Below are 18,042 nucleotides of genomic sequence, written 5' to 3' on the forward strand. Positions count from 1 at the left end.
CCCCGGGTCGTCGGGGCTACGCCCCTCGACCACGGGGCTAAAAAGCGGGCACCCCTGCCGGGGTGCTTCGCTGTCCACTCTTCACAATGAGTTGAATGGCTTATGAAAACTCAAATGCGTCACCCCTGGGTAAGCAGAGCGAGGGCTGCCTCCCGGGTGGGAGACAGCCCTCGCTTAGTGTTTCCTATAGGGTCCGGAGATTACTCCTGTCCCTCAGCGTCCTCCATCTTCTCGCGGAGCTCGGCAAGTGCGTCGAGGTCTCCGAGGGTAGACTTCTCTGCCGGAGCAGAGGGGGTGTTGCTAAAGTCTGCTGCGGTCGTCGTCTCAGCGCTGATGCCCTTAGCAGCGTCCTCGTAGGTGCGAGTGTGGCTGACGATGATGCGCTTGGCGCTGCGGTTGAACTCGAGCACCTTGAAGTCCAGCTCCTCGCCGGTCTCTGCCTGAGCGCCGTCCTCCTTGGTGAGCTGCTTCAGGGGTGCAAAGCCCTCGATCTCGTCGGGGAAGTTGATCACGGCACCACGTGCGCTGATCTCGCCTACCTTACCCTTGTGTACAGAGCCGATGGCGTAGACGCCCTCGATGCTGGCCCAGGGATCGGGTGTGCACTGCTTGTGTCCGAGTGAGAGACGGCGGCTCTCCTTATCGACATCCAGTACGACGACGTCGATCTTAGAGCCGATGGTGGTGAAGTCGCTCGGGTGCTTGATCTTCTTGGTCCAGGAGAGGTCGCTGATGTGGATTAGACCATCGATCCCGTCCTCGAAGGTGACGAAGATACCGAAGTGGGTGAAGTTGCGCACCTCAGCGGTGTGCTTGCTTCCGATCGGGTAGCGCTCCTCGATGCTCTCCCAGGGATCGGGAGTGAGCTGACGGATACCGAGGCTCATCTTGCGCTCCTCGCGGTCGATGGAGAGGATGACGCACTCGATCTCCTCGCCTACCTTGAGCAGGTCAGAGGGGTGGTGTACGTGCTTCGTCCAGCTCATCTCGCTGACATGGACGAGACCCTCTACACCGGGCTTCACCTCTACGAAAGCACCGTAGTCGGTGAGGACAACGACCTTGCCGGTCACCTTGTCGCCCACCTGGAGACCCTCCTCGAGAGCGTCCCAGGGGTGGGGAGTGAGCTGCTTCAGACCAAGAGCGATACGCTTGCGATCCTCATCGTAGTCGAGTACGACGACATTGATCTTCTGTCCGATCTCGACCACCTCCTCGGGGCTATTGATACGACCCCAGGAGAGATCGGTGATGTGGACGAGACCGTCGACGCCACCGAGGTCGATAAAGGCACCGTAGGAGGTGATGTTCTTCACCGTACCCTCGAGTACCTGACCCTTCTCGAGGTGAGAGATGATCTCGGCACGCTGTGCCTCGAGCTCCTCCTCGATGAGTGCCTTATGGGATACGACGACATTGTGATAGTCGGGATTGACCTTGATGACGCGGAACTCCATCGTCTTGCCGACAAACTCCTCGAAGTCGCGGATCGGACGGACGTCGATCTGCGAGCCGGGGAGGAAGGCATTGACACCGAAGATATTGACCAGCATACCACCCTTGATACTCTTGTCGATGTATCCGGTGATGGTCTCCTTGGTCTCCAGTGCCTCCTCGATGCGCTTCCAGGCGCGGTCGCGCATCGCATCCTCGTGAGAGAGCAGAGGACGACCGTCCTTGGCCTCTGTCTTGCGGACGTACACCTCTACCTCGTCACCGACCTTGAGATCCTTATTGTAGCGGAACTCGCTTGTGGGGATGACGGCGGGAGCGCGCAGACCCACGTCTACCTTGACCTCACGCTTGTCCATGGCGATCACCTTACCGGTGATGATCTCGTCCTCGTTGATGTTGGGGATCGTCTCAGCGTACTTCTTCTTCTCCTCCTCCAGCTGCTCAGCTGAGATGTCGGACTCGCGATTGTACTTGTCCCAGTCAAAGTCCGCGTTGGGCTTTGTCTCGTCGTACTTTGTAATCATGCATTAATAGCTCTACGCTATCATGTTTTTAAAAGGGTTAAACAATACGTTACTATGCCCGTCCGCCCCTTTCCCTCGGGAAATCGGTGGACAAGCACGGCGCAAAGGTAACGTAAATAATTGAAACCTAAAACCCTGTCCTCTTAATTGCACCCACGCCGCCGTCTCCTGCCGACCCTTACGCCGGAGCCTATCCGGGACAAGCCTTGGATCTAATATACAAATGTATGCATAAGTCGAGAGGCTACAGGACATCTTCGCGGGTCTCAATAGAGTGCTTGTTCTTTAGAATAGGTTATCTTTGCCATTGCATTTCGTTAGTATAACGACCCATTCTGTATGCTGAGACATCTTATTCCGGTCCTTATAGGGCTGTCCGGGATGATTATCTATATCCGTAATCTCATCGGACTTGAGCGAGAGAAGGAGTCGCTGGACAATCCCCTCTATGTGTCGGCGCGCCGACGGGAGATCTACCTCTGGCTCGTGATCTTCTTCGTGATCATGGTGGACCATATCGGACCGTTAGTTCAGCTGCTCTTCCATTGAGCAAAGTAGAAGAAGCCCGCCCCTCGATGTCACATCGGAGGGCGGGCGGATTCTTAAATAGTTCTTGGCTGTATGAAAAGATGGACCTTGCTACTAAGGTCTTAGAATATTATGTGCCAAAGGGCAAGCAGGATGATGACCCAGAGGGCGATGCTGACGGTCTTGACCGTCGTGCTGCTGTGCTTGCTCCGGAGGATCATCCCGATCGGAATCACCCCGACCACGTAGATCAGCAGGGCGGCGATCGGTAGGGCGGCAAGACCACCAGCGATGGAAAAGAGTAGCCCGGCCGCTGTGCTGCGGAAGTACTCCCCGTCGTGGAAGAAGTCGTACTGGAAGAGATCCCCGTCGGCGAGACCTGTGATGACTCCTCCCATGGCGACGAAGAGTCCCAGGATAAGCAGAATGGAGCCTGTCCAGAGTAGTCCCTTGCGCCAGCCGGGGGAGAGGAAGTCGGAGGGGCGGGGGAAGGCACTCTTACGATCACCCGACTCCTTGCCCTCCGCCTCGCTCTTGGTGATCGTCTCGTCGATGTCCTGCCAGATCGTCGAGGGGGAGACCGGCTTGCCGTGGAGCTCCAGCCGCTGGGTCACTGTCTTGGCCTGAGGGACAAAGATTGCCATTGCCAAGTAGACGAGGATGATCGCCGGTGCGACGGGGGTGAAGAGTAATAGGATGAAGGTGAGGCGGAAGAGTAGGGCGTCCATGCCGAGGTACTCTCCGAGACCACCGAGGACACCGCCGAGCCAGCGGTCCACGGTGGAGCGGTAGTAGATGTGTCGGGGACGCGGCCCCTCCATGGCGGTCGGTGGGATCGGTGGGGTGGGGATCCTCCTCTGCTCCGTCTCGGTCTCGGGGGCAGCGGTGTCGTAGTGGATAGACTCATCGGCTGCCGGTATCTCCTCCTCAATAGGATGCTGCTCCTCCTCGTCGTCGAAGAGGCGATCCAGCGAGCCGACCCGCTCTATCGTGCGGCGAACGGCATCGATGGTGATAGTGGCTCCGGGCCCCTGCTGCCGGATCTCGTCGGCAAAGAGGTCGGCGATACGGCTCTCGAAGTCGGAGACGATCTCTCCGTCTGGATCCTCGGGAGCATAGTGTGACCGGATGCCCTCGATGTAGGCATTGAGGGCGAAGTAGGCGTCCTCATCGATCGTGAAGGAGCGGCCACCAAGGGTGACTGAAAGGTTCTTTTTCATGATGCTCTGTTTTTTTGCCCTTATGGTTCTCTATTCCTTGTCTGTCGGTCGCATCTCATCGACGGGCTCCTGCATGGGAGCGGGGGTGATCTGCGGACCGTTATTCTCATGCTTGGCAGCTCGTATGCGGTCGACCTGAGCATTCATCTCAGCCCAGTTCTGATTGAGCTTATCCAGTATGCTTCGCCCCTTGTCTGTCAGGGTGTAGTACTTGCGAGGAGGTCCCTGGGTACTCTCCGCCCAGGTGTAGCCAATGATGCCGGCACGACGCATCTTGCTCAGGAGAGGGTAGAGTGATCCCTCCACGATGAGCAGGTCGGCCTCCTTGAGCAGATCGATGATGTCTGCCGAGTAGGCCTGGCGACTGTCGAGCAGGAGAAGTAGGTAGTACTCCAGGAGCCCTCGTCTCATCTGTGAGCGGAACTTGTCCGCCAAGTCAGTCTTTGCCATGATGCTCTTACTATCGTTAGTGAAAATGATTCTATCTCTATATTGTACGGCAAAGATACGTATAATCTTAGTACCTTGCAAATATAAGGTAGTACGAAGTGGATGGTGAGAGTCGGACAAGTCGGACGGGTCAGACAGGTCGGACAAGTCGGGAGTGAGACCAAGGGCAGGTAGGGGCGCAGCCGGAGCAGCAGCGAATGAGCTCCCCGGAGGAGCCCTCAGACTAATATCGGTATTAGAGATTACTATAGTCGGTATTAGTGATCACTATTATCGGTAATAGTGTTCACTAATACCGGTAATAGATCTGCGCCTGCGCAGACAGCTGGTAGCCAGTCTTCTGTGAGTCGGTCTTGGAGCACCATTGCCGGCGGCTCATTACTTCGTAACTTCGTGGGCTCGATGGGAGGGCATCTTTTTTTCTTTACCCTATATATTAATGTGTACGTGCTGATATGAATGGATGGCTAACGGTGGCGATGCTGCTGGTCTCAAATGTCTTCATGACCTTTGCCTGGTATGGGCATCTTAAGCTCCAGGAGCTCCATATCCTCCGAGACAGTACGCCGCTCTATGTGGTGATCCTGCTGAGCTGGGGGCTGGCGCTGATGGAGTACGCCTTTCAGGTGCCGGCCAATCGGTACGGCTTTGTGGGCAACGGGGGAGCCTTTACGCTGCTGCAGCTCAAGGTGATCCAGGAGGTGATCTCGATCACCGTCTTTACGCTCTTTACGGTCATCTTCTTCCGTGGCACGCCGCTGCAGTGGAATCACCTCGCCGCCTTTGTCTGCCTCGTCCTGGCAGTCTACTTCGTTTTCCGGTAATTATCGGGCTTTACCGGTAGAATACCCTAAAGAGGGTAGGTGTTGAGTCATAAAATACCCACTTTTGGGAATGGGCTCACGTCTTGATTAGGGTCATCTTTGCAGCGATATGGGGCATGGTCCCTAATTGCATAACTAAAGATTAAGAAAGATGACTTCGATCAGCAAGTGGAGCCTCACGCTGCTCCTCGGTATGACCCTCGGCCTCGCATCCTGCGGGGATGATAGTAATAAGAGTAAGGAGCAAGCCTCCTCGGAGGAGGTGGCTGCTGCCGCCCTCGAGGTGGATCAGGTCTTAGCCGACCCGGATAGCCTGGTCGGTGATACCATCGAGATCGAGGGGATCTGTACTCATATATGCAAGCATGGAGGAGGAAAGATCTTCCTCATGGGCAGCGACGATACCAAGACCCTCCGTGTAGAGGCGGGTGAGTCGATCGGCAGTTTTCCTCAGGAGACCGTCAATAGCATCGTACGGGTGACCGGTGTCCTGGTGGAGGACCGCATCGACGAGGACTACCTCGCTCAGTGGGAGGCTCGGATCGCTGATCAGGCTAAGGAGACTCAGGGGGAGGGTGGCTGCGCAGCCGACATGAAGGCCAATGCGGAGGCGGCGACCAATAGCGTCCTGGAGCGGATTGCCAATTTCCGGTCCCGCATTGCAGAGCGTACAGAGAAGGAGGGTAAGCCCTACGTCAGCCTCTACCACATGGAGGGACTCTCTTACGAAATCCGCTGATCCCTCGGACCATGGCAAATAGTCCCGGATGGGACCGGTCTAAGAGTATGGTGAAGGCGTGCCGGTGGATCCACAGGCACCTCTCCTTCTTCTTTGCCGGTATCGTCATTATCTATGCCCTCTCCGGCATCCTGATGAATCATCGGGATGAGATCAATCCTACCTACTCCGCGAGGAGGATAGAGCTCCCCAGTGTACTCGCCGAGACCCCTCGGGCGAAGGGGTCAGTCACCGTGGCAGAGATAGAGACACTCCTCGGTGAGATCGGAGAGAGAGGGCGCTATACGAAGCACTACTATCCGGATGAGAGGACGATGAAGGTCTTCCTCAAGGGCGGCTCCACACTGGAGGTGGATCTCCAGACCGGCGCCGGCGTGTATGACCGCTTGCGGAAGCGGCCGCTCCTGGGCGACCTTGTCCGCCTTCATTACAATCCCGGTCGCTGGTGGACCTACTTCTCTGATCTCTTTGCGATAGCCCTCATCATCATCACCCTCTCGGGTCTCTTCCTCGCTCGTGGCAAGAAAGGGCTCAGAGGGGTAGGCGGACTGGAGCTTGTCTTAGGGATACTCATTCCCCTCCTTTTCCTACTTCTATGAGGCGACTTAGCTTGCTTCTTCTATCCCTCTTCTCTCTGCTCTTAGCGGTGCAGGGGCAGACGGCTGTGACGCTCACGGTCGTCGACTCGAGTGATGGGATGCCTCTCCCCGGGGCGATCGTGAAGATGAAGTCCGGAGAGCAGGAGTACAAGGGCGCCACGGACGTGAAGGGTATCCTAACACTCCGGAGAGTGCTGCCGGGGGAGTACATGATCCGCGCGACCTACGTAGGGTATCAGCCCTGCGAGCGACGGGTCCGCGTCACCCCGGAGCAGCACGCCTTTACTCTCAAGCTCCGGGACAGCACCGACGAGCTACAGGAGGTGGTAGTGACGGCTAAGCCCTCCAAGGGTATGGTCACCTCGTCTCTCATAGGGAGAGAGGCGATGACGCTGCTCCAGCCATCCAGCATCGGCGATGTGCTGGAGCTGCTCCCGGGAGGCTTCTCCTCCGATCCGCTCCTCACCTCGCCGGATATCGTCCGGCTGCGGGAGGCGTCCCTCCCCATCGTAGGACAGCATAATCTACTCCCGAGGGTCAATCAGTCGCAGTACAATACCTCCTCCATGGGGACGAGATTTCTCATCGATGGCGTACCGGTGCAGATGGATGCCGGACTCAAGGGGATGTATGGGAGTGGTGGGGCCTACTCGACTCAGGTGCCGATCAATGCCGGCGTGGATATGCGCTCCATCTCCACCGATGACGTGGAGAGCATCGAGGTGGTGCAGGGGATCCCCTCCGTGGAGCACTCCGACCTGACGAGCGGTCTCATCAAGGTGAAGCGTAAGCAGTGGACCGACGAACTCACCGGGCGCTTCAAGTCGGATATGTCCAGCAAACTCTTCTTCCTCTCCAAAGGGGTCGACCTCCTCCCCGACCGGCTCAATCTCATCAGCAGCATCGGCTATCTCAGTGCCTACTCCGATCCCCGGAGCGTACGTGACTGCTACGAGCGCATCACCGGTTCGCTTCGTCTCTCCGGACGATGGTCGGGGACGATAGGCAGTCTCTCCTCGCTCTCCAGCATCGACTATACCGGTTCGCTTAATGACCGCAAGCGGGATCAGGACCTCGATGTCACTCCCTTGGATACCTACCGGTCGGGAAGCCATCGCCTCGCCCTCTCAGAGAGTCTCTCCCTGATCCCGACGGAGAATCCCTGGCTCAGTGCCGTGGATCTGACCCTTTCGCTCTCCCACACTTGGGACCGGACCGCCATCACCAAGGATATGGTGATGAGCCGCGATGTCCCCTACCTGACTACCCGCGAGGAGGGAGAGCATGAGGGGAGGTACTATCCCCGCACTTACTTCGCCTCTCACACCGTCGACAGCAGACCGCTTTACCTCTATCTCAAGCTCAAGGGCAGTAGTCGTCTCGACCTCGGACCCGGCCGGCATCGGCTGAAGTATGGAGCTGACTGGAGCTACAGTAAGAATATCGGGCGAGGAGCGATCTTCGATCTCGATCGCCCCCTCTTCTGGCTCTCCGGTAGTCGCCCCCGACCCTTCTACGATGTCCCGGGTAAGTCGGTCCTCTCCCTCTTCGCTGAGGATGAGATGACGCTGCCGATCCGAGAGCACGCCCTGACCCTAATGGCCGGGGTGGTGGCAAATAGTCTCCTCGCCCTCGATCGCTCCTACCGTATGTCTGGTCGGTGGTATCCGGACATCCGACTCAACGCCCGCTGGAGCTTCGCCCCGATAGAGGTAGCCGGTCGCCCTCTGATGGTCCGGGTGAATGGTGGGGTGGGGAGCCTCAGCATGTTTCCCTCCATGGAGCAGCTCTATCCGGATACGATCTACGACGACTTTGTGGAGCTCAATTACTACCACAGCAATCCGGACTATCGCCTGGTCTATATGCGAACCTATATCTATGATCCGGATAATAAGCAGCTGGCGCCGGCGAAGAACGTCAAGGGTGAGCTCCGTCTCGATCTCGACTATGCCGGCTACTCCGCCACTCTGACCTGCTTCCGGGAGCGGATGCGGAGTGGCTTCCGCAAGGATACGGAGCTACGGATCGCGGACTTTCGGTACTACGATCCGCAGTCGGTCGACTATGCTACCCTGACAGCTAAGCCGGACATCAGGGACTTTGAGTACAGGGATACACGAGACTTCCGCCTGCTTCCTCTCGATACGAATGGAAGCGAGACCGATAAGAGTGGCGTGGAGTGGGTGATGAGCACTCCGAGGTACCGCTTCCTTAATACCCGAGTGACGCTATCGGGAGCGTGGTTTAGGACCACCTATCGGAATAGTCTCCCGCAGTATGAGCGCCCCAGAGCTGTCATCGGCGGGCGCGAGGTTCCCTATGTGGGCATCTATCAGGATAATGAGATACTGGTCCGCGAGATCCTCAATACCGACCTTCGGCTCGACAATTACCTCCCTAAGATCGGACTGGGACTATCGCTCTCCTTTCAGTCCAATTGGTTTTCCTCCTCGCAGAAGATGCCTCTCTCCAATTATCCCGACTACTTCATCTCTCTCTCAGACGGAGAGCGACGCCCCTTCACTGAGGCGGATAAGGGCGATGATCAGCTGCAGTGGCTCAAGCGAACCTACACCGAGAGCTCCTTCGAGCGGTACGTGGTCCCCTTTATGATGATCACCAATCTGAAAGCGACGAAGTCCCTCTTTGAGAATAAATTGCGGGTCGCGCTCTTCGTCAATAAGATCTTCGACTACAGTCCGGACATAGAGCGAAAGGGCTTCGTGATCCGGCGAAATCAGACCCCCTACTTCGGTATGGAAATGATGATCAATCTATGACAAAGGCTCAGACTCTGATCGCACTCCTGCTCCTCGTGGGCTTATCTGCGTGCCACCTGCCGGAGCATCCGGACGTGATGAGCCACGTGACGCTCCGGCTGGACTACAGCGCCCCCTCTCCCGTGGTCCGCCAGAGCTATAAGATCGAGTGGGAGAATCTTAATACCCGCCGTACCACCACCCGCAACTCCGTCACCACCTCTACCTATACGGACGAGCTCTACCGCGGACTCTATGATGTCCGGGTGGAGGGGACGCTCCTCCTGGAGAGCGGCGAGACGGTCTGGATCAGAGGGTCGGCTACTGAGCAGCTCTTTCTGGATAAGGAGGAGACCTGTAGGATCAAGATGCTCCGGATGCTATGAGACGTCATCTCCTTTTTCTCCTCGTCCTAATGGCCGTGATGAATGCCCACGCTGCGGATACGCTCAGCGTGGCTGATCGGTCCTACGAGAGCGCGATCGCCTGGCAGCAGGTGTGGCTCCGCTATACCGATCAGGTGGCGCTCCATCATAGACAGTACCGCAATGCCCTCTCCTCCTTCGCTGCTCAATACGAGGGGCGTAGCGAGACAGAGACGCTCTATGATGAGCGGGGACGGGGCGAGAGCATTGCGCGGCTCCGGGCGAAGACCTATCTCCTCCCGTCGGCAAGGGAGCACCTCTGGGGCTATGCCGACTATGCCAATGGACGTGTGAAGGAGGTGAAGTGGCGCAGCACCTCTGACTACGATCGACTCTACCCCTATATCATGGCTGACGAGAAGGGCGGAGACCTGTCGCTGGAGAGGTATACCTTCGGTGGGGGCTACAGCCATCAGCTCTCCCGGCTCCGACTATCCGGGGAGCTGTACTACCGCTCTCAGCAGGAGCACCGCGCGGTGGATCCGAGACCTCGGAGTATCGTCTCAGATCTACGCCTCTCCACCGGGCTCTCCCTACCGGTCGCTGCCTGCGAGATGGGACTCTCACTCGACTATGGGCTCTACAAGCAGCGGAGTGGGGTGGCGATCTATAGCCCTATCGGAGGCAGTCTCCAGCGGTTGATGAGTGGTCTCGGGGGCAGCTTCCGGAGGTTTGATACCAATGAGCCCTCTCTCCACTATCGTGGCCGGTCGCTCGGGGCTGCGCTTCATCTCCTGCCCCGGAACTCCGACGAGGGCGTGCGAACTCTTCTTGTCTACCGATATAGCCACCTGGAGCAGGCGGTGAGTGATATGAATGAGGTGCCGATCCACCACTATGCCGATCATCAGGGGACGCTATGTGTCGGCTACCAACACCGGGTGGGGGCACTCATGGGTGCACTCGATCTCGAGGCAAGTGTCGAGAGCCGCTCCGGAGTAGAGCATATCGTAGGCGAACCTAAGGCCGGGACCTATCCCGTCGTGGGGTACAATGCCAATTTTCACCGCGGCACCGTGGAGGGAAAGCTCTCTTTCTCCCTCGGCGATGCAGCTTATCGGCAGCCGGGCTGGCACTGGCTTGTGCAGCCCGAGGTGGCCTATCTTCATCTCCGGACGAGGGTACTCGAGCCGGAGAAGGAGCTTCGTCTCGACCGTTGGCGTGCGGTCCTCTACGGAGAGGTCTCCCATCGTAGCGAGCGGAGCTACGGCATTCTCTCCCTTGAGGCGGGCTATGCCCCCGAGGCTGTCGGCCTGCTTACGCTCCCTATGGCAGAGATGGAGGAGTCGGTGACGGCTCACCTCCGGCAGAGCTATCGGTCCGCTACAGCGAGGTGTCTCAGCCTCAGCATTGCACCCAGGTACCACCTCCCTATGCCGCTCAAGCCCTCTTGGGGACTCGAGGTGGGCGGTCGCTATCGACTCGACCACTTCCCCTCCTCGCTCCGTCACTCCATGCTGGTAGAGATCCGGCTAACCCTATAGACCCATTTAGTTTATGAAGAAAACTCTTTTTATCGCATTTGCACTGCTCCTCTCAGTCCTCTTCACGGGCTGCCGTGAGGACACTCCTGTGCAACCGGGTGAGGCTCTTGTTACCTTCGAGGTGAAAAGCCCGCTTGGCATCGAGGGGCAACTTACCAACCTCCGCGGCGAGATCGTATCCAAGGCTAAGGGGACGAAGCAGTCCCTCACCTTTGAGCAAAATAAGGCGAGGGTCACCCTCTCTCAGGGTACCTCCTACACCCTCCATCTCATCGGTGACTTCGCCACGAAGGGAGTCCTGACGACGCTGGAGTACAGCGAGGACCTTGTGACCAAGAGTGAGCAGAGCTACACCCATACCTGTCAGCTTACCTTTGTGATGCCCAAGGAGAGCTTCGTCATCAGCGAGATCTTCTTTGCCGGGACGCTCAATAAGAATGGAGAGCAGTATGATGAGGATAAGTTCATCCGCATCACCAATAATAGCCCCGTGACCCGCTATGCCGACGGCCTGGCGCTGGTCCGCTCCACCTTTCAGTCGGACGACAAGAAGGAGCAGATCCAGCCGGATGTCCGCTCGACCCACATGCCGGTCAGTCTCGTGATGCAGATCCCCGGCGACGGCACCACCTATCCCGTCAAGCCGTATGAGAGTATCATCCTCTGCCACTCGGCGATCAATCATGCTCAAGCAAATCCTAACTCGATCGACCTCTCCGGGGCCAATTTTGAGTGGATGAGCGAGAAGGGCTATACCGACTCCGAGACGCCAGACAATCCCCAGGTACCCGATATGAGGCTGATATTCATCAGCGATCCCTACGGTGACGGCGTGCAGAACTGGGCGATGAGCACCAATGGTCAGCACACCTACGCACTCGTTGATCTCCAGGGGCTCACGGCAGAGGAGCTCGCTAAGAAGTACAGCTACCCCTACGAGGAGGTGATGATCATCGAGGGGATGGATCCGATGAAGATGCCGGGCGAACCGGCCCTCCAGATCCCCAATGAGTGGGTCCTCGATGCGGTCAATCTCAGTATGAAGAATGACTTCCAGTGGCTCCCCGTCTCCGAGAAGCTTGATGCCGGCTACGCCTCCGTCGCGCCAGCCCTTGGTGACGACTCCAGATATGGGAAGAAAGTCGTCCGTAAACCTCTCAACGAAACTTCTAAGGTCCTCCAGGACACCAACAACTCCTCCGAGGACTTCCGTGCAGTCAATCTGAAATAATAATCTCAAGTATAAAATGATCATGAAACAACTTCATCACCTCTGTGCCCTCGTAGCCCTCCTGTCTGTCCTCCTCGTAGGCTGTAAGCCTGAGGAGACCCGTAAGCCCGCCATCGAGAGCGAGTGTACCTTCACCATCGAGGCGCCTGTCGGTCTCAAGGACGCTACCTACAGCGACCTCCAGGTGACGATCAAGGGCAGCCAGGACGGTAAGGAGATCGTCCTCAAGCCGGAGTCCGCTACCTTCCACCAGAAGCTCCTCGAGGGCAAGTACCAGGTCTCCCTCACCGCGGGACTCTCCTATCAGTCCGATCGCCTCGGCAAGGTCCGGACGACCGTCTCCATGGAGGAGAGCATCGTCGTGAAGGGCGAGAAGAGTACCTTCACCCTTATCCCTCAGTATACGGAGAATGTCAGCTCCGGCTTCGTCATCGAGGAGCTCTTCATCAGCCCTACCTATAATCCCGAGACTAAGAAATCCTATACGTACGGCGAGCAGTACATCAAGATCACCAATAACTCCGACGTCACTCTCTATGCTGATGGACTCGGTATTGCGCAGTCTGCCCTCCAGTGCAATATGAAGCAGGACTATGTGGATAAGAATGCCATCAAGGACCTTCTCCCGGTCGGATTCCTCTCCATCATCCCCGGCGATGGGACCACTTATCCGGTGAAGCCTGGCGCCTCGATCGTCATTGCCAATGATGCCCGGGACCACTCCAAGGTCTTCCACGGAGCCGCAGACCTATCCCATGCCGACTTCGAGATCTACGATCTCTCCTCCAATCCCCGCTTCCAGGATACAGACAATCCTGAGGTGCCCAATCTGATCTCCTACTACAAGTCCTCCCGCACCGTCTCCTCTTTCCATCAGGCGGGCTGCACCACTATTGCCCTCGTTAGAGTTCCGGTCGATGTCGCTACCTATGAGAAGGACTATGCTTGGTCGGCGAAGTATCTCTTCCGCTTCAAGGACTTTGTCAAGGAGATGGAGACTAAGGCCTACAAGGTCCCCCACGACTGGATCGTCGATGCTGTCTTCCTCGGTATTAAGGATAAGATCGACTGGCGCTATATTCCTGACACCATCGATGCCGGCTTTACCGGTTGGCGAAATAGTTTTCAGGACAATAGCGGCCAGGGTACCGCTGTGATCCGCAAGGTGGAGCGTGAGGCCAACGGGCGGAAGTACCTCAAGGATACCAATAACTCAACAGAGGACTTCGAGGCTCGCGTACAGCCCTCTCTGAAGGCAGGCAAGTGACACTATGCAGGACAGCATCATCCAGTGTGACCACCTGACCCACTACTACGGGAAGCGTCTCATCTACGAGGACCTCTCCTTCGAGGTCCCTCGGGGTCGCATCCTCGGTCTCTTGGGGAAGAATGGCACCGGTAAGACCACCACGATCAATATCCTTGCGGGATATCTCCGCCCCGCCGGAGGCACTTGTCGGATGCTCGGCTACGACATCCAAGCCATGCCTCCCTCCGTGAAGGCACAGATCGCGCTCCTCATCGAGGGGCATGTGCAGTACAGCTTCATGACCGTCACGGAGATCGAGCGCTTCTATGCACGGTTTTACCCCCGCTGGAAGCGTGAGATCTACTATGACCTCGTCAGCAAGCTCCAGATCGCTCCCCGGCAGCGGATCAGCCAGATGTCCTGCGGACAGCGCTCCCAGGTCGCCCTCGGACTGATCCTCGCCCAGGATGCCGATCTCCTGATCCTCGACGACTTCTCCCTCGGGCTCGACCCCGGCTACCGGCGCCTCTTCATCGACTACCTCAGGGACTACACCGCTGGGCGGGACAAGACGGTCTTCCTCACCTCCCATATCATCCAGGATATGGAGCGGCTGATCGACGACTGTATCATCCTCGACTACGGGAAGATCCTTGTCCAGATGCCGGTGAGGGAGCTGATGGAGACCTTCCACCGCTACACCTTTACCGTTGGCGAAGGGGTTACCACCCTGCCGAGGGATGAGAAACTCTACCACACCGCCGTCATCGGTCGTGCTGCAGAGCTCCACACCTTCCTGTCGAGAGAGTATGTGCAGGCCTACCTGCAGAGAGCAGAGATCCCCTACGACCGACTCGTGGAGGAGAAGATGACTCTCGAGGATGCCTTCATCGGACTAACCGGTAAGTACTGAGTCGATATGATACAAGGACTACTATATAAGGAGTGGATCAAGACCCGATGGGCGCTCTTAGTGCTCTACATCGTAGGGCTCGCCATCACCGCCTACGCCCTCCTCACCCTCCAGAGGGTCTTCACCCTCCGCGGAGCGGCACACCTCTGGGAGATCCTCCTCTCCAAGGATGTGCTCTTCCTCAATGTGCTGCAGTATCAGCCCCTCTTCACGGGTCTGATACTCGCCGTGACGCAATTTGCTCCTGAGATGACCCGGAAGCGGCTCAAGCTCACTCTCCATCTGCCTATGGCTCAGGGAACCATTGCCCTCACCATGCTCACCTATGGGGTGGGAGCCCTGGGGCTCCTCTGCCTCACGCAGCATCTGGTGCTTGCCCTCTACCTCCGGAGCATCCTCGCCCCGGAGCTGGTGACCCATCTGCTCGTCAGCACCGCCCCGTGGTTTATGGCCGGCTTCACCGCCTATGGACTCACCGCTCTCGTGGTGCTCGAGCCCACCTGGCGCCGACGTGTGCTCTACATCCTCCTCAGCTACGCACTCGTCCACTTCTACTTCATCAGCGCGACCCCTCGCTTCTATCAGGAGGCGCTCCTCCCGATGGGGCTGGTGACGCTGCTGCTCTGCTACGTCTCGATCCTCTCGATCCAACGCTTTAAGGAAGGAGTACAATGAAGCCACTATACACCATTTTGCTTACCCTCCTTGCCGCACTGGCGCTGGTCTGGGGCATCACCTCGCTCGGCGATATGACGGCACCCAAGGGGGACTATGTCCCCTTCACCCTCTACAGTGAGGTGGTGGGGGACTTTGCCTCGCTCGATAATCGAGATGGAGAGGGGACTCGCTACTACGACTACGCCGGCCGGGAGTACACGGATAGCGAGTTTGATAGCATCCTCCCCTCCTTCTACTACCGCCAGCTGGTGATGGATGGACGACTCCCGGATAGCATCAGAGGCATCGCTGTGGATCAGGGACTGCTGGAGCGTGAGAGCTTTATCTTCGTCTCTCACCCCGCGAGTCTCAATACGCACGACACCCCGCTCTACTTCCTCTTAGAGTCGATGTCCAAGAGAGTCAATCTGGAGATGCCGGAGGATGTCTTCCGCTTCACAGATCGGCGGATCGAATTTGTCAACATGGAGTCCAACTCGATCGAGGAGGAGAAGTCGGCTCTCTACCAGCGGGCGCTGGAGGAGAAAGGCGTCACATTCCCCATCCGCCTCGTGGCCGGTAATCCGACGACCCGAAAAGCGTATGACAATGGCTACCTCTTCGTCGACGCTGCGGACCGCCTCTACCAGCTGAGACAGACTGTTGGTCGTCCCTTCGTACGACCGATCGACTTACCGGACGGAGTGCGGCCTGAGTACCTCTTCGTGACGGAGTATCCCTCCAAGCGGTTCCTCGGCTTCGTCGTTGATCAGGAGGGCTCGCTCTACGTCATACAGATGCCGGAGTATCGGCTCCTGAAGGCCAATCTCCCCGCGCTGCGGATGCGAGATGAGAAGCTGACCATCCTCGGTAATCCCTTCTTCTGGACTGTGATCCAGAGTGATGCTGAGGGGGCAGAGTACACTGCGCTGGATGCCCGGACGCTCGCGAGCGTCAAGAGCCTCCACTTCGACACCCCCGGTGGTCGAACCTTCGCGGACTACGTCGTGCCCTTCCAGCTCCGCTTCGAGTCCGGGGAGTACAATTACCTCCACCCGACTGTTAGCCAATTCTCCTGGATCGGTACACTCGTCTGGCTCCTCGCCATCGGCGGCATTGTCTGGTACCGCCGAAGGAAGTAAGGACCATATTATACTTGCTCGAGGTCGCTCTGCTCTCTCAATGACGGGCAGGGCGACCTCGTCTATTACGCCCTGTCACTGTGCAATTTCGTCGACTGATCCTTCCCCTGCTGTGACCGCCTGCCGATCCCGCAGGGGCGAAGCCCCGGAGGGATCTTCGCTTTTTAGACCGGGTGTCGAGGCACGAAGTGCCGAAGACCCCGGGAAAGAAGATCTCGAGAAAGATATACGACCCCGCCAGGGTGTCGCACTCCCCAGACAATCAGTGCGACACCCTAGCGGGGTCGCAGGATCGCTTGCAATGCCTGATCCCCGGGTCTTCGGGGCTGCGCCCCTCGACCCGGGTCTAAAAAACGGGCACCCCTGTCGGGGTGCTTCATTCCCCACTCTTCACAATGAGTTGAATCGCTTCTGTACCACTCATATGCGCCCTCCCCTGGACATTTTCCTAACCCGTCCCCCACAGACTCTGATCTAATACCGATATTAGTTGACACTAATATCGGTAATAGAAATACCTCTGAGGTATCAGCCTGTTTCTGGGCAAGAACAGCTGCGCACACGCCTGCCGAACTACCGACTATACCTTATATATATAGGGCCTTAGCCTATTTTGGCTAATTCGCATTTTGATGTGCTGGGACGGGGAGTAAAAAGAGATTACCTTCGTTGAGGGGAGGGCGTCAGGAGAAGTGGAAGGCGACTCGGTAGAGAAAGAAGTCGGTGCTTCTGGCTCCGTAGTTGACGCGGATGAAGCGCAGAAGGTTTTGGTTGAGAGCCTCCGCCTTGGCGTTGCTCTCCCGGCGGTAGAAGTATCTCAGAATGGGGGGGACCGGAGGAAGTTGGCGATGTTGCGTATCTCCTCCACCTTGCTCTCCATTCCTTCCTTAGTGATGAGCATAAGATCTGTCTCCTTATTGACCTGCATCTTGGTCTTTACAGAAAATCTCGAGAGGACCTCTCGGAGTTCAGAGGTCCTGAGCGTGTCCGCCATCAGCGCGATCTTGCTCGTCTCCCGGTTGCTGATGATCGTGTTGCAGACGCCGTCGATCGTCTTCTCATCGATCGCCATGTAGGAGCCTACGTTAGACTCCTTCAGGATCGGCACCCTTATCTTCTTTCGTCCGCCCGCTCGCCGGGCCTCGATGTCGTCACGTCCGATCCTGCCGTCTCGCTCTGCCTCACGGAAGCCACTCAGGTAATCCTTGTACCACCGGTCGAGACGCTTCGCATCCGTCCCGAGGACATAGGCGATATTACCAATGCTTATCGGCTTCCCCTCGACCAATTTCTTTTAAAAAAGCACCGAACTTCGGTGTGCACTTGATCCCTTCGATCGTATATTTATAGGTGTTGAAAAAGGACTCTCGACCGCCCTTCTCCTTCCACCTCCGGCGGCGTATGTAGATGAATGCCTCGCGACTGGCTATGGGGAAGGTCTGGATCTCGCAGGGATTCATGTAGCCGCATCGGACCACCTCTTTCGCCTCCGCCAGCTCCGGGGGATAATGGCTCTCGTCGTCCTTCTCGTCCATATAGAGTCGGTAGACCCCGCACTCCTTTTTTACCTTCTTCAGCTCGAAGTCGCGGAGGATCTCCTCCGGAACAAATGCTGATATCAGATCCGTTATCTCTGCTGTTTCCATATGCTCTAACTACTTCCTCATCTACTATCTATTGTCTCCTCAACAAAGGTAATCTCTTTTTACTCCCCGTCTCAGCACATCAAAATGCGAATTAGCCCCTATTTTTTGCGATAAAGTGGCACATAAGAGTCAGAGGTACTTGCCGGATCTGGATTTTTGTCGTACATTTGCAACCACATTCGAGAGATATGCGG

17 protein-coding genes are annotated in these 18,042 nt (G+C 57.2%); 12 read left to right on the top strand and 5 right to left on the bottom strand.

Annotated elements, in window-relative coordinates; translation table 11 throughout:
* Positions 1–200 precede the first annotated feature (200 nt).
* Entirely contained in the window at positions 201–1,979 is a 1,779-nt protein-coding gene (gene rpsA, locus B088_RS03245) for a 30S ribosomal protein S1 (RefSeq protein WP_018106976.1), read from the bottom strand.
* Positions 1,980–2,360: 381 nt separating this feature from the next.
* Here rpsA and B088_RS08560 point away from each other — a divergent pair, with 381 nt between their 5' ends.
* On the top strand, positions 2,361–2,528 hold the full coding sequence (locus B088_RS08560) for a hypothetical protein (RefSeq protein ID WP_018106977.1): 168 nt from the start codon (positions 2,361–2,363) through the stop codon (positions 2,526–2,528).
* 101 nt (positions 2,529–2,629) lie between these two features.
* Here the strand turns inward: B088_RS08560 and B088_RS03250 are convergent, their stop codons facing one another.
* Together B088_RS03250 and B088_RS03255 are read right to left on the bottom strand one after the other, a co-directional pair.
* Positions 2,630–3,727: a PspC domain-containing protein gene (locus B088_RS03250; RefSeq protein WP_018106978.1), complete on the bottom strand. Its 1,098-nt coding sequence runs from the start codon at positions 3,725–3,727 to the stop codon at positions 2,630–2,632.
* Positions 3,728–3,757: 30 nt separating this feature from the next.
* Complete coding sequence (locus B088_RS03255) at positions 3,758–4,177, bottom strand: PadR family transcriptional regulator (RefSeq protein WP_018106979.1); 420 nt, start codon at positions 4,175–4,177, stop codon at positions 3,758–3,760.
* A gap of 455 nt (positions 4,178–4,632) precedes the next feature.
* On the opposite strand from B088_RS03255, the gene B088_RS03260 reads away from it, so the two are divergent.
* The 11 genes from B088_RS03260 (at position 4,633) to B088_RS03310 (ending at position 16,202) form a co-directional block, all read left to right on the top strand.
* Positions 4,633–5,001, top strand: coding sequence for a DMT family protein (locus B088_RS03260; protein WP_025081994.1), 369 nt, complete (start codon positions 4,633–4,635; stop codon positions 4,999–5,001).
* A 151-nt stretch (positions 5,002–5,152) separates the two neighbouring features.
* Positions 5,153–5,740, top strand: coding sequence for a hypothetical protein (locus B088_RS03265; protein ID WP_018106981.1), 588 nt, complete (start codon positions 5,153–5,155; stop codon positions 5,738–5,740).
* An 11-nt stretch (positions 5,741–5,751) separates the two neighbouring features.
* Positions 5,752–6,339, top strand: a complete 588-nt coding sequence (locus tag B088_RS03270) for a PepSY-associated TM helix domain-containing protein (protein WP_050560117.1) — start codon at positions 5,752–5,754, stop codon at positions 6,337–6,339.
* A complete protein-coding gene (locus tag B088_RS03275; protein ID WP_018106983.1) occupies positions 6,336–9,122 on the top strand; it encodes a TonB-dependent receptor in 2,787 nt (928 codons plus the stop codon). Before B088_RS03270 ends, B088_RS03275 begins: the two co-directional genes overlap by 4 nt.
* Positions 9,119–9,487: a hypothetical protein gene (locus B088_RS03280; RefSeq protein ID WP_018106984.1), complete on the top strand. Its 369-nt coding sequence runs from the start codon at positions 9,119–9,121 to the stop codon at positions 9,485–9,487. Before B088_RS03275 ends, B088_RS03280 begins: the two co-directional genes overlap by 4 nt.
* On the top strand, positions 9,484–11,010 hold the full coding sequence (locus B088_RS03285; protein WP_155802276.1) for a DUF6850 family outer membrane beta-barrel protein: 1,527 nt from the start codon (positions 9,484–9,486) through the stop codon (positions 11,008–11,010). The genes B088_RS03280 and B088_RS03285 overlap by 4 nt, the downstream gene beginning before the upstream one ends.
* A 13-nt stretch (positions 11,011–11,023) precedes the next feature.
* Entirely contained in the window at positions 11,024–12,241 is a 1,218-nt protein-coding gene (locus tag B088_RS03290) for a DUF4876 domain-containing protein (protein WP_018106986.1), read from the top strand.
* 22 nt (positions 12,242–12,263) lie between these two features.
* Complete coding sequence (locus tag B088_RS03295; protein WP_155802278.1) at positions 12,264–13,508, top strand: DUF4876 domain-containing protein; 1,245 nt, start codon at positions 12,264–12,266, stop codon at positions 13,506–13,508.
* Positions 13,509–13,512: 4 nt separating this feature from the next.
* The gene (locus B088_RS03300; RefSeq protein WP_018106988.1) at positions 13,513–14,403 is read left to right on the top strand and encodes an ABC transporter ATP-binding protein; all 891 of its coding nucleotides are present in this window, start codon (positions 13,513–13,515) and stop codon (positions 14,401–14,403) included.
* A 6-nt stretch (positions 14,404–14,409) separates the two neighbouring features.
* Positions 14,410–15,078: a hypothetical protein gene (locus B088_RS03305; RefSeq protein ID WP_018106989.1), complete on the top strand. Its 669-nt coding sequence runs from the start codon at positions 14,410–14,412 to the stop codon at positions 15,076–15,078.
* Entirely contained in the window at positions 15,075–16,202 is a 1,128-nt protein-coding gene (locus tag B088_RS03310) for a DUF4857 domain-containing protein (RefSeq protein WP_018106990.1), read from the top strand. The genes B088_RS03305 and B088_RS03310 overlap by 4 nt, the downstream gene beginning before the upstream one ends.
* An 817-nt stretch (positions 16,203–17,019) precedes the next feature.
* Here B088_RS03310 and B088_RS03315 read toward each other — a convergent pair.
* Together B088_RS03315 and B088_RS03320 are read right to left on the bottom strand one after the other, a co-directional pair.
* Positions 17,020–17,490, bottom strand: a complete 471-nt coding sequence (locus B088_RS03315; protein ID WP_018106991.1) for a hypothetical protein — start codon at positions 17,488–17,490, stop codon at positions 17,020–17,022.
* Positions 17,459–17,848, bottom strand: a complete 390-nt coding sequence (locus tag B088_RS03320; protein ID WP_018106992.1) for an ISAon1 family transposase N-terminal region protein — start codon at positions 17,846–17,848, stop codon at positions 17,459–17,461. Before B088_RS03320 ends, B088_RS03315 begins: the two co-directional genes overlap by 32 nt.
* Positions 17,849–18,042: the final 194 nt, after the last annotated feature.

Origin of the sequence: Porphyromonas bennonis DSM 23058 = JCM 16335, assembly GCF_000375645.1 — a bacterium.
Lineage (GTDB): Bacteria > Bacteroidota > Bacteroidia > Bacteroidales > Porphyromonadaceae > Porphyromonas_A > Porphyromonas_A bennonis.